This is a genomic window from Actinokineospora lacus, assembly GCF_053813445.1.
In genome coordinates this window covers 37,445-52,653 of the sequence record NZ_JBQERA010000001.1, presented here as the reverse complement: position 1 = coordinate 52,653, position 15,209 = coordinate 37,445, and the positions used below count along the sequence as shown (strand labels likewise).

Sequence of the window (15,209 nt, the reverse complement as noted above, 5' to 3'; positions counted from 1 at the left end):
GTCCGTGTGGGTCCGGCGCTGACTGTGAACGCTGTGCCACGAGCCGGGACTTCGGCCTCAAGAGCAGGGAAGACCGTGCCGGTGCGGGCACGATCCGACCTGTCAGCCTGCCGGGACGGGCACGGGGCGCACGAAGGCCGACTGGGCGACCACAGTGGCCACCCCGTCGCCCGTGGCCACGGCCACCGTGCTGGAGTCCGGCGTCCACACAGGAGCGCCGACGGCGTCGATCTCGGTGGCGCGCAGGAAATCCCCGGTGCCCGCGTGGTGGAACGCCACCCGCCCGCAGTCCACAATGGCCAGACGGCGGCCGTCGGGGGCGGCGGTGCCGATCGCGGCGGGGCCCGCGGTCACCAGGGGCTCCCAGGTGGCGCGCTCGACGTCGTAGCGCGACACGACGCCGTCGGCCGTGGCGATCAGGCGGGTGGAGTCCGGCAGCCAGGTCAGGTGGTGGTGGCCGCCGTCGGCGGGTTCCGGGCAGATGAGGCGGACGTGGTCGTCCTCGGTGACCGGCATCGTGTCGACGAGGATGAGCTTGCGGGGCAGGCGGATGGCGATGTAGCGGCTGTTCGGGCTGACGGCCGCGGCCAGCACCTGGCCGCCGCGGTCGTACACCGCCTGCTCCTCGCCCACCAGCACGTTGCGGATCACCACGTCGTACAGCAGGCGGTGGCGGGGGTTGGCCCGGTACACGACCCGGCCGGGCAGGACGCCGAGCAGCTCCACGGAGTGGGCGGCGGAGACCAGGGGCTTGCCGCGCAGCATCAGCCGGGCGGGCGAGCCCTGCTGGTACACGACATCGCGCGTTCCCGGCAGGTACCGCGCCGCGGCGGCCGACGGGGCCAGCACCGTGGCCTTGCCCGCGGCGTCGACCTCGACCAGGCGGTCGTCCGCGCTGATCAGGATGCGGTCGTCGACGTCGAGTACCCGGTTCCCGGCCATGATCTAGAGCCTGGCACAGCGCTGCCCGCGGAGGAATCCGAGGATGCCCGCGATACCGCCTCCCACCACGTCTAAGCTGGTCACCGATGACACTTCCCGACCTGGAAGGGGCCGCAGTGTTCCCTGGTGGCGGCACACCCGACATGCAGGCGATCCTCGAGCAGGCGCAGAAGATGCAGGAGCAGCTGATCGCCGCCCAGCAGGAACTCGCCGAGGCCGAGGTGACCGGGTCGGCGGGCGGCGGGCTGGTCACCGCGACCGTGTCCGGCTCCGGTGAGCTCAAGGCGCTGGTGATCGATCCGAAGGTCGTCGACCCCGACGACGTCGAGACCCTCTCCGACCTGGTGGTCGCGGCGGTCCGCGACGCGGGGGCCAACGCCCAGAAGCTGGCCGAGAACACCATGGGCCCGCTGGCGGGCGGGCTGGGCGGCGGGTTCGGCCTGCCCGGGATGTAGCCCGTGTACGAGGGACCGGTCCAGGACCTGATCGATGAGCTGGGGCGGCTGCCCGGGGTCGGGCCCAAGAGCGCCCAGCGCATCGCCTTCCACCTGCTGGCCGCCGAGCCCGCGGACGTGTCGCGGCTGCAGGACGCCCTGCAGAAGGTCAAGGAGGGCGTGGTCTTCTGCAACGTCTGCGGCAACGTCTCCGCCGAGGAGACCTGCCGCATCTGCCGCGACGCCCGCCGCGACCTGTCGGTGGTGTGCGTGGTCGAGGAGCCCAAGGACGTCTTGGCCGTGGAGCGCACCCGCGAGTTCCGCGGCCGCTACCACGTGCTCGGCGGCGCGCTCGACCCGCTCTCCGGCGTCGGGCCCGACCAGCTGCGCATCCGGCAGCTGCTGGCCCGCATCGGCGGCGCGGAGATCACCGAGGTCATCCTGGCCATGGACCCCAACACCGAGGGCGAGGCGACCGCCACCTACCTGGTGCGGATGCTGCGCGACTTCCCCGGCCTCACCGTCACCCGGCTGGCCTCGGGCCTGCCGATGGGCGGCGACCTGGAGTTCGCCGACGAGCTGACCCTGGGCCGGGCCCTCTCCGGCCGCCGCACGATGTGATCGACCGGGTCGCCGACGCCGTCCTCGCGGGCCCGCCCCGCCTGGGCGGCGTCCGCTTGGTCGCCGTCGACGGCCCGTCCGGCTCCGGCAAGTCCACCTACGCCGCCGCGCTGGCCGACGCCCTCGGCGCCGCGGTCATCCCGACCGACCACTTCGCCACGTGGGACGACCCGGTCGCCTGGTGGCCGCGGCTGCGCGAGGGCGTGCTCGTGCCGCTGGCGGCGGGCCGCCAAGGCGGTTACCAGCGCACCGAGTGGTCCGACGGCCGCCCGCGTCCCGGCGCCTGGCTCGCCGTCGACCCGCCGGGGGTGCTGCTCCTGGAGGGCGTCTCCGCGGGCCGCCGATCGTTACGATCCGTAATGTCCGCTTTGGTGTGGATCGAGCTACCGGACCCCGCCGCCCGCCTGGAGCGGGCCGTCGCCCGCGACGGGGAGTCATGCCGGGCGCCGCTCACGGCCTGGCAGCGCTTCGAGGCGGGCTGGTTCGCCGTCGACCAGACCCGGTCCCGCGCAACGCATCGGCCACCGATCGAGTGATCGACGTTCGACATGCGGACACTTCTCGTCGGATTCTCACCGACCGTTGTAGCGTCGTCGCGCAACGCTAATTCCGTGTATGTCAGTTGGCCGGATCGTGACCTCACGCCATTCAGTGGAGGCGAGGGAAGCGGCTATGGTCGGCGACCACACGGTGTGATCCCCGGATGCAGCGAGGAGTACGTGATGGCTCACCAGCGATCCGTGCCGCCTTGTCGAAACGCCCCACCCGGCGCGGTTCGACGGGGCGTGCGGGCGCCCTACTCCGGGTGGTTCGCGGCATGACCGCTCCACCTCAGGTCACCGGGTCCGAGCCGACTCCGGAGGCCGTGGTCCACGGTGCCCCGCGCAAGGCCATCGAGGGCCGCTCGCTGGGCCGGATCGCCTGGACCAGGCTCAAGCGCGACAAGGTCGCCGTCGCGGGCGGCGTCGTGGTGGTCGCGCTCGTCATCTTCGCACTCGCCGGGCTCGTCCTCGACCGGTTTTTCAACGTCGTGGGCCCCAACGACTTCAACCAGGACCTCATCGACACCGAGTTCGGCACCCTGACCCCCAAGGGGTTCTTCGGCGGCATGAGCTGGGAGCACCCGCTGGGCATCGAGCCGATCAACGGCCGCGACCTGCTCTCGCGCATCTTCGCGGGCGCCTGGATCTCGCTGCTGATCGCCTTCCTGGCCACCGTGCTGTCGGTCGTCATCGGCACCGTGCTGGGCATCGTCGCCGGGTTCGCAGGCGGCTGGGTCGACACGCTGATCAGCCGCGCGATGGACGTCTTCCTGGCGTTCCCGCTGCTGGTGTTCGCGATGTCCCTGGTCGGCGTCATCCCCGACTCCGCGTTCGGGCTCTCCAGCGAGGCCACCCGGATCGGGATGCTGATCTTCATCATCGGCTTCTTCAACTGGCCCTACATCGGCCGGATCGTGCGCGGGCAGACGCTCTCGCTGCGGGAGCGCGAGTTCGTCGACGCCGCCCGCAGCATGGGCGCGCGCAACCCGTACATCCTGTTCAAGGAGATCCTGCCGAACCTGGTGGCGCCGATCCTGGTGTACTCCACGCTGCTGATCCCGACGAACATCCTGTTCGAGTCCGCCTTGTCCTTCCTGGGTGTCGGTGTCAACGCGCCCACGGCCACATGGGGCGGCATGTTGTCGGAGGCCTCGCGCCTCTACCACCAGCCGCATTTCATGCTCTGGCCCGGCCTGGCGATCTTCATCGCCGTGCTGGCCTTCAACCTGTTCGGCGACGGACTGCGGGACGCGCTCGATCCGCGATCCCGGTAACCCGGCGGCGGCTTCCGTCCCATCTGGTCCTGGAAAGAAAGGGTGCACAGCAAGATGAAAAGCAAGCGCTTGGTGTCCATGGTCGCCGCCGGTGCGGCTGCCGTGTTGGCGCTCTCTGCGTGTGGCGGCACAGCCACTGACGGGGACGGTGGCGGCGGCGGAGGCTCGACGCCTGCGTTCAACGCGGGCCTCACTGACGTCTTCAACCCGTCTGACAAGAAGGGGGGGACCCTCAAGATCGCGAACAGCGGCACGTGGGACTCCCTCGACCCCGGTGAGACCTACTACGGGTACTCCTGGAACTTCCTGCGCCTCTACGGCCGCTCGCTCGTGATGTTCAAGCCCGCCCCCGGCGCGGCGAGCAACGAGCTGGTGCCCGACCTGGCCGAGGCGCTGGGCGTGCCCAGCGAGGGCGGCAAGGTCTGGACCTACAAGCTGCGCGACGGCGTCAAGTACGAGGACGGCACCCCGGTGACGTCCAAGGACGTCAAGCACGCGGTGCTGCGCTCGACCGACAAGGCGACCTTCCCCAACGGCCCGGCGTACTTCGAGCAGTTCCTCGACCTGCCCGAGGGCTACAAGGGCCCGTACAAGTCCAAGGGCGTCAACACCGATCAGGCGATCGAGACCCCGGACGACAAGACCATCGTCTTCAAGCTGAAGCAGCCCTTCGGCGGCTTCGACTACATGGCCCAGCTCCCGCAGACGGTGCCGGTCCCCGAGGCCAAGGACACCGGCGCGGAGTACCGCAACTCGGTGCTCTCCACCGGCCCGTACAAGTTCCAGAACCTGCAGGCGGACAAGAGCTTCACCATGGTCCGCAACGACCAGTGGGACCCGGCGACCGACCCGAACCGCAAGGCGCTGCCGGACTCCTACGAAGTCACGATGAACGTCAACGCCGACGACATCGACAGCCAGCTCATCTCCGGTGACCTCCACGTGGACATCGCGGGCACCGGCGTGCAGCCGAACTCGCTGGCCCGCATCCTGGGCGACCCGGCGCTGAAGGACCAGGCGGACAACCCGACCATCGCCCGCCTCTGGTACACCTCGGTGAACCCGACGGTCGCGCCGCTGGACAACGTCGAGTGCCGCAGGGCCATCCACTACGCCACCGACAAGACCGGCTACCAGACCGCGATGGGCGGCGCCTTCGCGGGCGGCGAGGTCGCCTCGACCGTGCTGCCCCCGGCCATCCCCGGCTACGAGAAGTTCGACCTCTACCCGGCGGGCCAGGACAACAAGGGCGACGTGGCGAAGGCCAAGGAGGCCCTGACCGCGTGCGGTCAGCCCAACGGCTTCGAGACCAACATCGCCTACCGCGCCGAGCGGCCCAAGGAGAAGGCGGTCGCCGAGTCGCTGCAGCAGGCGCTGGCCCGGGTGGGCATCAAGGTCACCCTCAAGGCGTTCCCGCAGGGCGACTACTTCTCCCAGTTCGCGGGCAACCCGCCCTACGTCGTGCAGAACAAGCTCGGCATGGCCGTCAACGGCTGGGGTGCTGACTGGAACGACGGCTTCGGCTTCCTGTCCCAGATCGTCGACAGCCGCGTCATCCGGGAGACCGGTGGCTCGTCGAACACCTCCGTGCGCATCCCCGAGGTCGACGCCCTGCTGGACAAGGCACTGGCCGAGACCGACGTGACCGCCCGCGAGAAGATCTGGACCGAGATCGACAAGAAGGTCATGGACGAGGCGGTCATCCTTCCGGGTGTCTACTCCAAGAGCTTGCTGCTGCGCGGCAAGAGCGTGACCAACGTGTTCGTCTCCGACGCGTTCGGCATGTACGACTACCTGGCCATGGGCGTCCAGTCCTGATCGTTCCCACCACGATAGGCAGGTGAAGGCACTACGGCGGCGGGCCGGGGCGACCCCCCGGCCCGCCGCCGGATGCCGGCTACTGTGATCACATACATCATCCGGCGGCTGCTCGCGGCAGTCTTGCTGTTGTTCATCGTGAGCGCGGTGACGTTCGGGATCTTCTTCCTGTTCCCCAAGCTGCTCGGGGCGACATCGGAGACCCTCGCGGCGCGCTACGTCGGGCGCACCGCCACCGCTGAGACGGTCAAGCTCACCGCCGAGCGCCTCGGCTTCAACGACCCGATCGTGGTCCAGTACTTCAACTGGGTGAAGGGCATCTTCGTCGGGTCGCAGTACGACACCGGCGCCCGCATCGCCGAGTGCCCCGCGCCCTGCCTCGGGTACTCCTTCCGCACCCTGCAGCCGGTCTGGCCCGAACTGCTGACCCGCATCCCGGTCACCCTGTCGCTGGCCGTCGGCGCGGCGTTCCTGTGGCTGGTCGGCGGCGTCTTCGTCGGCACGCTCTCCGCGCTGCGCAAGGGAAGCATCTTCGACCGGGCCGCGATGTCGATGGCCCTGGCGGGTGTGTCCCTGCCGATCTTCTTCACCGGCCTGCTGTCGCTGGCGATCTTCAGCTATCAACTGGGCTGGACAGTCCCAGGTGGACGGTTCGTGCCGTTCACCGAGAATCCGGCGGAGTGGGCGTACTCGCTGCTGCTGCCGTGGATCACCCTGGCCTTCCTGTTCTCCGCCCAGTACGCCCGCCACACCCGCGCGGGAATGCTGGAGACGATGAACGAGGACTTCATCCGCACCGCGCGGGCCAAGGGCCTGCCGGAGCGCACCGTCGTCGTCAAGCACGGCCTGCGCGGCGCGCTCACCCCGATCCTGACCATCTTCGGCCTGGACGTCGGCCTGCTGCTCGGCGGCGCGGTGCTCACCGAGAGCGCGTTCTCCCTCAAGGGGCTGGGCGAGTTCGCCATCGACGGCATCAAGAACTACGACCTGCCCAAGGTGATGGGCGTGGTTCTGGTGGCCGCCTTCTTCGTGGTCATCGCCAACCTGGTGGTGGACCTGCTGTACGCCGTCGTCGACCCGAGGGTGCGCCTGAAGTGATGCCCGAAGCCTTCCTGACAGTGCGCAACCTGCGGGTGCACTTCCCGACCGACGACGGCGTGGTGAAGTCCGTCGACGACCTGAGCTTCGCCGTCGACCGGGGCAGGACCCTCGGCATCGTCGGCGAGTCCGGGTCGGGCAAGAGCGTCACCAGCCTGTCGGTCATGGGACTGCACAAGCGCGGCACGGCCGCGATCAGCGGCGAGATCCGCCTCGACGGCGACGACCTCGTCCTCGCCGACCCCGAGCACGTGCGCAAGCTGCGCGGCAAGCGGATGGCGATGATCTTCCAGGACCCGCTCTCGGCGATGCACCCGTATTACACGGTGGGCCACCAGATCGTGGAGGCGTACCGGGTGCACAACCCGGTGAGCAAGCAGGTCGCGCGCAAGCACGCGGTGGACATGCTGGACCGGGTGGGCATCCCCAACCCGAAGTCGCGCGTGGACGACTACCCGCACCAGTTCTCCGGCGGCATGCGCCAGCGGGCCATGATCGCCATGGCCCTGTCGTGCGACCCGGAGCTGCTGATCGCCGACGAGCCGACCACGGCGCTGGACGTCACCGTGCAGGCCCAGATCCTGGACCTGATCCGGGACCTGCAGCAGGAGTTCAACTCCGCGGTCGTCATCATCACCCACGACCTGGGGGTGGTCGCCGAGCTGGCCGACGACATCATGGTCATGTACGCCGGTCGCGCGGTGGAGTACGCCAGCGCCGAGGCCATCTTCAACGCGCCGCAGCACCCCTACACCTGGGGCCTGCTCGGCTCGATGCCGCGGCTGGACCGCGCGCGCTCCGAGCGGCTGCTGCCCATCAAGGGCACGCCGCCGAGCCTGATCAACGTCCCCGACGGGTGCCCGTTCAACCCCCGCTGCGCGTTCGCGGGGCGCAACGGCGACCTGAGCTTCGTGCAGCGCCCGGAGTTCCGCGACGTCGGCGGCGGCCACCACATCGCCTGCCATTTGTCCACTGAGGACCGGAACAAGATCTGGTCGGAAGAGATCAGGCCGAAGCTGTGACTGACGTGATCGAGCCCAGGATGGGCGAGGAACTGCTGACCGTCACCGACCTGCGGAAGTACTTCCCGATCCGCAGGGGTCTGCTGCAGCGCCAGTCGGGCGCGGTGCAGGCGGTGGACGGCCTGTCGTTCTCGGTGACCCGCGGGGAGACCCTGTCGCTGGTCGGCGAGTCCGGCTGCGGCAAGACGACCACCGGCCGCCTGCTGACCCGGCTGCTGGAGCCCACCGACGGGCGCATCGTCTTCGAGGGCCGCGACATCACCCACATGTCCAACGCCACCATCCGCCCCCTGCGCCGCGACGTCCAGATGATCTTCCAGGACCCGTACTCCTCGCTGAACCCGCGCCACACCGTGGGCACCATCGTGGGCGCGCCGTTCCGCCTGCAGAAGGTGGAGACCCCGAACGGGGTGAAGCGCGCGGTGCAGGACCTGCTGGAACTGGTGGGCCTGAACCCCGAGCACTACAACCGCTACCCGCACGAGTTCTCCGGCGGCCAGCGCCAGCGCATCGGCATCGCCCGCACCCTGGCCCTCAAGCCCAAGCTGATCGTGGCCGACGAGCCGGTGTCCGCCTTGGACGTCTCCATCCAGGCGCAGGTGATCAACCTGCTGGAGGACCTGCAGAACGAGCTGGACCTGACCTACGTCATGATCGCCCACGACCTCTCCGTCGTCCGGCACGTCTCCGACCGCGTCGCGGTGATGTACCTGGGCAAGATCATGGAGATCGCCGACCGCAACGCCCTGTACGAGCGCCCCATGCACCCGTACACCGTCGCCCTGCTCTCCGCGGTCCCGATCCCGGACACCACCCGCAGGAACCGCCGCGAGCGAATCCGCCTGCAGGGCGACGTCCCCTCCCCGATCAACCCCCCCACCGGCTGCCGCTTCCACACCCGCTGCTGGAAGGCCCAGGACATCTGCAAGACCCAGGAACCACCCCTCGCCGAACTGGCCCCCGGCCACCGCGCGGCCTGCCACTTCCCGGAGAACACCGACAAGATCACCCTCGACCCCACCGGAAGCGCTCACGCGGCAGGCTAGACCCGTCCTCCCTGTTCGGCCCGGGGAGCGGGCCCGGGGCCGAACTTGGCCTCAAGCGCGTCTGCCTGCTCGGCGCTCCCCAGGGCGCGGAGGGTGACAGCCAGGTTGATGGCCGAGTTCACCGTGCGCGGATGGCTGTCCCCCAACGTGGCGCGGTAGCGGGAAAGCGTGTCCTCGTGGAGTGCCCGTGCCTGCCGCAAGTCGCCGCATACCTGCAGTGTGGCGGCAAAGTTGTTGGCGGAGATGAGAGTGCGGGGATCGTCGGGGCCATAGGTTCGCCGCAGGCCCGCGAGGACTTCCTGGTGGAGGTCGCGAGCGCGCTTGTAGTCCTTCTTCGCGCGCAGGGTGTCGAGGAAGTTGGTGGCCGAGGCCAGCGTGCTCGGGTGGCCCGTCCCTTGGGTTCGGCCCAGTCGGTCAAGGGTGTCCTCGTGTAGTTCTGTTGCCCGATCCAGCTCACCGGCCACGTGCAGCGCGACGGCGAGGTTGTCCGCCGCTGTCAAGGTGTGGGCGTGGTCCGGGCCGTGCACCCTCCGGCTGAGGTCGTAGGCGGGTTCCAGCAGGGAAACGACTTGGCGCGGTCGGCCACGGCTGCGGAGGTAGGCGGCGGCGCGGTCGAGCAGCCAGGCGATGACGTCGGTCGCCTCGGTGTCGGCGGCCTGCTCGGTCGCCGTGAAAATATGCGGAACGAGCCGCTCCCAGACCGGCCACGACGCCGGGTCGTGCGGTGGCTCAACCGGGGCGGCATTGCGCAGGAGCCGCACGGCGACACCGCCCCAGTCATGGTCCCCGGTCCAAGCGCGCAGGAGGGCAGCCGGAACTCGGTGCAGGTGGACCGTTCCCGGGGTGACCCTCGCGAGGCCGTGGTGCCATAGCGCCGACTGGATCTCGGCCAGCGCCACTAGGTCAGTCACCGCCGAGGCGAGTGGTTGGGGCAGCAGCATCGGGTAGTCGGTGATCATCGTGAGGGGGACCGGCTCGTGGGCCAGCCGGGCGATCAGGCACAGGAGTTGGTAGGCGGCCGGGCTGGCCTCGGCCAAGCGGTCGAAGCTCAGTGACCACGAGGTGTCCATCAAGTCGCCGGGTCTGCTGCGGAGCAGGTCGAGGTAGGTGTCGGCGGACCAGCCGGTGATGGCCAGCAGGGCGGCGGCGTGGTCGATGGCCAGGGGGAGGTCGCCGAGGGCCTCGGCCACGCGTTCCGGCTCGGCGAGGTCCGGCACCCGGCTCAGCAGCACCTGCACCGACTCGGCCCGGCTGAACTCGGGCACGTCCACCGAGGCCGCCACGGCTTCCCACCACGGGTTGCGGGAGGTGATCAGGACATGGCCGCGACCGCCAGGCAGGTAGGGATTCAGGTCGTCGGGTGAGTTCGCGTTGTCGTAGATCAGCAGCCAGCGGTCGAGGACCCGCAGTTCGGCCATGAGCTGGACGATCGTCGCCTTGGTCGTGTCGGCCACGATCCCCCTGGCCTTGGCGAGTTCGACCAGCTGGGCGGGGATCAGCTCGGCGTTCTCCGCGTTGACCAGCCAGGCCACGTCATAGTGGCCACCTCGGCGGTGGGCGTATTCGATGGCGGTGATCGTCTTGCCCACACCCGGCATCCCGTGCACGGCGTGGACGACGGCTTCACCACGGAAGTCCAATATGGACTCCAGGTCGGCGAGCAGCCTCTCGCGGCCGACGAAACTCGCGAGGCGGGCCGGAATGCTCCACACGCGCTTCGTGATGTCCGGTCGCGGGAGCTCGATCAGGGCCTGGAAAAGCCTTGTCTCCAGTTCGGCGGGCGAGTTGACCGTGTGAAGAGTGCTGCCGCTGGCGGTCAGGTGATCACGGAACTCCTGTTGGCGTTGGCCGAACCGCGTGTCGCGGAACAGCGCGGGTGGGCCGGAGCATTCTTCGCCCAGCAGGAAGACCAGACGGGGCAGGCCGGACTCGACCGCGGCCTGGAACTCCAACTCCGTGTGTGACAGCTCCGGGCGTTCCCGCACCGGCGTGCCGTAGCGGAAGCCCACGATCAGGACGTACACGTCGGCGCGCTCGACGGCGGCTCTGGACGCCTCGCCGGTGGGGGTGGGCAGGGCGGTGAAGTAGGCCATGTCGGCGATCGCGTCGCCCGCTCGTGTCACAGCGCTCTCAGCGGCGCCGACGAACCCGTGGTCGCGCAGTTCGGCGGTGTGGCTGAGGAAGACGCTGCGCGGGGTCACGGGGTGGTGTCTCGCCGTGCGATCTCGTCCTCCACGGCTTTGAGGCTGCGGGCGGAGGACTTGGTGTCCGGGTGGTCGTCGCCCAGGACGGCCCGGCGGCGGGTGAGGGTGTCGGCGTGGAGGTCCCTGGCCTGGGTCAGGTGGCCCTGGCGGCGGAGGATGAAGGCCAGGTTGCTGACCGAGACCAGGGTGCGGGGGTGGTCGTCGCCGAGGAGTCGGCGGCGGCGTTCCAGGGTGTCCTCGTAGAGGGCGCGGGCCTCGTCCAGGCGGTCCAGGGTGCGCAGGGTGTAGGCGAGGTTGTTCGCCGAGGTCAGGGTGCGCTGGTGGTCGTCGCCCAGCAGGCGCCTTCGTCGATCGAGGGTGTCCTGGTGCAGGGCAAGGGCTTCCTCGTTCTTGCCGAGGGCGCGCAGGGTCAGGGCGAGGTTGCCCGCTGAGGTGAGGGTGCGCGGGTCGTCGTCGCCGAGCAGGCGCCTGCGGCGGTCGAAGGTGTCCTGGTGCAGCGCGCTGGCGCGGGCGTGGTGCTTGGCGCTGTCCAGGGCCAGGGCGAGGTTGTTGGCGGCGATCAGGGTGCGGCTGTCGTCGTCGCCGTGGCGGGCCTGGGTGCTGGCGTGGACGCGCTCCAGGTGGGGGATTGCCAGGCCGGGCTCGCCGCGGGTGTGGAGGTAGCTGGCGGCGCGGTCGAGGAGCCAGGCCCACTCCTCGACGGCGTGGGGGACGTCGTGGGCGGTGGCGGCGAGGACGTGCGGCAGGTAGCGGCGCCAGGTCGGCCAGACGGCCGGGTTGTCCCACGGGTTCGGCGGGACGGTGGCGCGCAGCAGCCGCACGCACGTCGTGGCCCAGTCGCCGGGGCGGCTGCGCAGCAGGGCCGCCGGGACGCGGTGCAGCAGCAGGCTGTCGGGGGTGACCGCGGCCATCGCGCGGCGGCGCAGGGTGGCCGTGGTCGCGGCGAAGGCCAGCGGGTCGGCGGCCACCGCCGCCAGCGGCTCGGGAAGGTGCTCGGGGTGCTCGGTGAGCAGCGTGGTGGGGACCGGCTCGGGGGCCAGCCACGCGGCGATGGACAGCAGTTGCAGGGCCGCCGGGCCGTCGCCCGCGAGCCGGTCGAAGGCCAGCGCCCACGACGCCGCGCCGCTGCTGAGCAGGTCCTCGGTGCGCTCGGCGAGCAACGTCAGGAACGTCGTGGCGGACCAGCCGGTCTCGGCCAGCAGCGCCGCCGCCTGGTCGACGGCCAGCGGGAGGTCGCCGAGCGCGCCCGCCACCGTGTCGGTGTCGGCGTCGGACAGGTGGACCGCGCGCTCGCGCAGCACCTGGGTGGACTCCGCCCGGGTGAACTCCCCGACGCCGAGCGGGCGCGCCACGGCGCCCCAGTCGGGGTTGCGCGAGGTGATGATCACGTGCCCCGAGCCGCCGGGCAGGAACGGCGAGAGCGCCGCGGGGGACTCGGCGTTGTCGAAGACCAGCAGCCACCGGTCCCGGCCGCGCAGCTCGCCGATGAGCCGGGCCACGCTGTGCTCGTCGGCGTCGATGCCGAGCGCGCGGGCCAGCCCGGCCAGGTGCACCGGGATCAGCTCGGGGACCTCGGCGGGGACCCACCACGCCACGTCGTACTCGTCGCCGTGGCGGTGGGCGTGCTCGATGACGGTCGAGGTCTTGCCGACGCCCGCGGCGCCGTGCACCGCCTGCACGACGCCCTTCTCCGTGAACGGCGCCCGCAGCGCGGCGAGCAGGTCCTCCCGCCCGGTGAACCGCGCCGAGCGGGCCGGGACGCCCCAGACCCGCTTGCTGGTGCGGGCCCGGGGCAGCTCCACCAGCGCCTGGTACAGCGCGGTGGTCAGCGCGGCGGGGGAGTCCACGATCGCGGCGGTGACCCCGCTGTCGGACAGCCGGGCCCGGAACCCGGCCTGCCGCGCGCCGAACTCGGTGTCCACGAACAGCTCCGCGGTCCCCGTGGTGTTCTGGCCGACGATGAACACCAGCCGCGGCAGCCCGGCCTCGCCCGCAGCCTCGAACTCCAGTTCGCAGTGCGAGACCTCCGGCTGGTCGCGCACCGGGGTGCCGTAGCGGAAGCCTGCGATCAGCACGTACACGTCGGCTTTGCCCACGGCCTCCCGCGACGCCTGCCCGGTCGGGGTGTCCGCCGCGGTGAAGTACGCCATGTCCGCCACCGCGTCCCCCGCCCGGGTCACCGCCGACTCCGCCGCGGCGACGAAGGACCCCTCCGCGGGCAGCCTGCGCAGCTCCGACGTGTGGCTGAGGAACACGACCCTGGGCGTCACCCGGACAGCATCCCAGAAGCCCGCGCCGGTGTGGTGAGTCCGAAGTGGACGGGCTACTTGTGCGCCCGGTTGACCGCCGAGACGACCGCCCGCAGCGACGCGGTCACGATGGAGCTGTCGACGCCGACGCCCCACAGCACCGAGCCGCCGATGGCGCACTCGACGTAGGCCGCCGCCCGCGCGTCGTCGCCGGAGGTGAGCGCGTGCTCGGAGTAGTCCAGCACCCGCACGTCGTACCCGACGCTGGCCAGCCCGTCGACGAACGCCGCGATCGGGCCGTTGCCGACCCCGCTGACCTCGTGCTCATCGCCCTCGACCTCGACCACCGCGGTGATCTCGTCGCGGCCGTCGCCGTCGTCGGTGACCCGGTTGCGGCGCAGGCGCAGCGGGGACACCCGGTCCAGGAACTCCCCGGCGAAGATGTCCCACATCTCCTTGGGGCTGACCTCGCCGCCCTCGCTGTCGGTCACCGCCTGCACGACCTGGGAGAACTCGATCTGCAGCCTGCGCGGCAGGTTGAGGTGGTGCTCGGTCTTCATCACGTAGGCCACGCCGCCCTTGCCGGACTGCGAGTTGACCCGGATGACCGCCTCATAGGACCGGCCGACGTCCTTCGGGTCGATCGGCAGGTACGGGACCTCCCACGGCATCTGCTCCACCGGCACGCCCTCGGCGGCGGCGGCCGCGGCCAGCGCGTCGAAGCCCTTGTTGATGGCGTCCTGGTGGCTGCCGGAGAACGCGGTGAACACCAGGTCGCCGCCCCACGGGTGGCGCTCGGCGACCGGCAGCTGGTTGCAGTACTCGACCGTGCGGCGGATCTCGTCGATGTCGGAGAAGTCGATCTGCGGGTCGACGCCCTGGCTGAACAGGTTCATGCCCAGGGTGACCAGGTCGACGTTGCCGGTGCGCTCGCCGTTGCCGAACAGGCAGCCCTCGATGCGGTCGGCGCCCGCCTGGTAGCCCAGCTCGGCCGCCGCGACGCCGGTGCCGCGGTCGTTGTGCGGGTGCAGCGACAGGATGACCGCCTCCCGGTTGTCCAGGTTGCGGCTCATCCACTCGATCGAGTCGGCGTACACGTTCGGGGTGGCCATCTCCACCGTCGCGGGCAGGTTGATGATCACCGGCCGGTCCGCCGACGCGTGCCAGACCGCGGAGACGGCGTTGCAGACCTCCGCGGCGTAGGACAGCTCGGTGCCGGTGTAGGACTCCGGGGAGTACTCGAAGCGGAAGTCGGTCTCGCCGTGCTTCTCCGCGAAGGCCAGCACGGTCTCGGCGCCGTCGGTGGCGATCTTCTTGATCCCGGCCCGGTCCTGGCGGAACACCACGCGCCGCTGCAGGATCGACGTCGAGTTGTACAGGTGCACGATCGCGCTGTGCGCGCCCTCGACCGCCTCGAACGTGCGCTCGATCAGCTCGGGGCGCGCCTGGGTCAGCACCTGGATGCGCACGTCGGCGGGGACCGCGTCCTCGGCGATGATCTCCCGCACGAAGTCGAAGTCGGTCTGGCTCGCCGCCGGGAAGCCGACCTCGATCTCCTTGTAGCCCATGCGCACCAGCAGGTCGAACATGCGGCGCTTGCGGGCCGGGGACATCGGGTCGATCAGCGCCTGGTTGCCGTCGCGCAGGTCGACCGCGCACCACAGCGGCGCCCGCTCGATGCGCTTGGACGGCCAGGTGCGGTCGGCCAGGGTGACCGGCTCGACCAGCTCGTGGAAGGGCTTGTACCGGTGGTACGGCATCGCGCTGCCGCGCTGCCGGTTCCACCGGGGCTGCTCACCGGGGACGTCACGGGCGGGCGTGCGGACGCGGCTCGCGGCGGAGGGGAAGGTCTCGGACATGGTGTGGGCTCCCAGCGGATCGACAGAGGCGACCGGCGGCAACGCCGAACTCCGCGACGGGGGGCCGGTCAGATCAGGCCCCGTCGCGGCAGCGAAGCAG

General features: G+C 70.6%; 12 protein-coding genes. 8 read left to right on the top strand and 4 right to left on the bottom strand.

The annotated features are described in order from the left end of the window. Positions 1–102: 102 nt before the first annotated feature. Positions 103–942 (bottom strand): hypothetical protein, encoded by an 840-nt coding sequence (locus ACTG9Q_RS00270; RefSeq protein WP_455570498.1) that lies wholly within the window; start codon positions 940–942, stop codon positions 103–105. A gap of 86 nt (positions 943–1,028) precedes the next feature. On the opposite strand from ACTG9Q_RS00270, the gene ACTG9Q_RS00265 reads away from it, so the two are divergent. The 8 genes from ACTG9Q_RS00265 to ACTG9Q_RS00230 all read left to right on the top strand — a co-directional run bounded on the left by ACTG9Q_RS00265 (position 1,029) and on the right by ACTG9Q_RS00230 (position 8,797). Further along, positions 1,029–1,397, top strand: a complete 369-nt coding sequence (locus tag ACTG9Q_RS00265) for a YbaB/EbfC family nucleoid-associated protein (RefSeq protein WP_455570497.1) — start codon at positions 1,029–1,031, stop codon at positions 1,395–1,397. 3 nt (positions 1,398–1,400) lie between these two features. Continuing rightward, complete coding sequence (recR, locus tag ACTG9Q_RS00260) at positions 1,401–1,997, top strand: recombination mediator RecR (protein ID WP_455570496.1); 597 nt, start codon at positions 1,401–1,403, stop codon at positions 1,995–1,997. After that, entirely contained in the window at positions 1,994–2,533 is a 540-nt protein-coding gene (locus ACTG9Q_RS00255; RefSeq protein WP_455570495.1) for a uridine kinase family protein, read from the top strand. The genes recR and ACTG9Q_RS00255 overlap by 4 nt, the downstream gene beginning before the upstream one ends. 281 nt (positions 2,534–2,814) lie before the next feature. Next, positions 2,815–3,813, top strand: a complete 999-nt coding sequence (locus ACTG9Q_RS00250) for an ABC transporter permease (RefSeq protein ID WP_455570494.1) — start codon at positions 2,815–2,817, stop codon at positions 3,811–3,813. A gap of 54 nt (positions 3,814–3,867) precedes the next feature. After that, positions 3,868–5,631, top strand: coding sequence for an ABC transporter substrate-binding protein (locus ACTG9Q_RS00245; RefSeq protein ID WP_455570493.1), 1,764 nt, complete (start codon positions 3,868–3,870; stop codon positions 5,629–5,631). Positions 5,632–5,703: 72 nt separating this feature from the next. Further along, positions 5,704–6,729 carry an ABC transporter permease gene (locus tag ACTG9Q_RS00240; protein WP_455570492.1) on the top strand — a complete coding sequence of 342 codons (1,026 nt, stop codon included), beginning with the start codon at positions 5,704–5,706 and terminating at the stop codon, positions 6,727–6,729. Next, entirely contained in the window at positions 6,729–7,751 is a 1,023-nt protein-coding gene (locus ACTG9Q_RS00235) for an ABC transporter ATP-binding protein (RefSeq protein ID WP_455570491.1), read from the top strand. The genes ACTG9Q_RS00240 and ACTG9Q_RS00235 overlap by 1 nt, the downstream gene beginning before the upstream one ends. Positions 7,752–7,771: 20 nt before the next feature. After that, positions 7,772–8,797 (top strand): ABC transporter ATP-binding protein, encoded by a 1,026-nt coding sequence (locus tag ACTG9Q_RS00230; RefSeq protein ID WP_455571283.1) that lies wholly within the window; start codon positions 7,772–7,774, stop codon positions 8,795–8,797. Here the strand turns inward: ACTG9Q_RS00230 and fxsT (ACTG9Q_RS00225) are convergent. From fxsT (ACTG9Q_RS00225) to leuA, 3 genes are read right to left on the bottom strand one after another with little or no spacing between them, the layout of a single operon-like run. Continuing rightward, the gene (gene fxsT / locus ACTG9Q_RS00225) at positions 8,794–10,998 is read right to left on the bottom strand and encodes an FxSxx-COOH system tetratricopeptide repeat protein (protein WP_455570490.1); all 2,205 of its coding nucleotides are present in this window, start codon (positions 10,996–10,998) and stop codon (positions 8,794–8,796) included. The genes ACTG9Q_RS00230 and fxsT (ACTG9Q_RS00225) overlap by 4 nt on opposite strands. Further along, positions 10,995–13,271, bottom strand: coding sequence for an FxSxx-COOH system tetratricopeptide repeat protein (gene fxsT, locus ACTG9Q_RS00220; protein ID WP_455570489.1), 2,277 nt, complete (start codon positions 13,269–13,271; stop codon positions 10,995–10,997). The genes fxsT (ACTG9Q_RS00225) and fxsT (ACTG9Q_RS00220) overlap by 4 nt, the downstream gene beginning before the upstream one ends. A gap of 53 nt (positions 13,272–13,324) precedes the next feature. Further along, complete coding sequence (gene leuA / locus ACTG9Q_RS00215; protein WP_455570488.1) at positions 13,325–15,109, bottom strand: 2-isopropylmalate synthase; 1,785 nt, start codon at positions 15,107–15,109, stop codon at positions 13,325–13,327. Positions 15,110–15,209 lie beyond the last annotated feature (100 nt).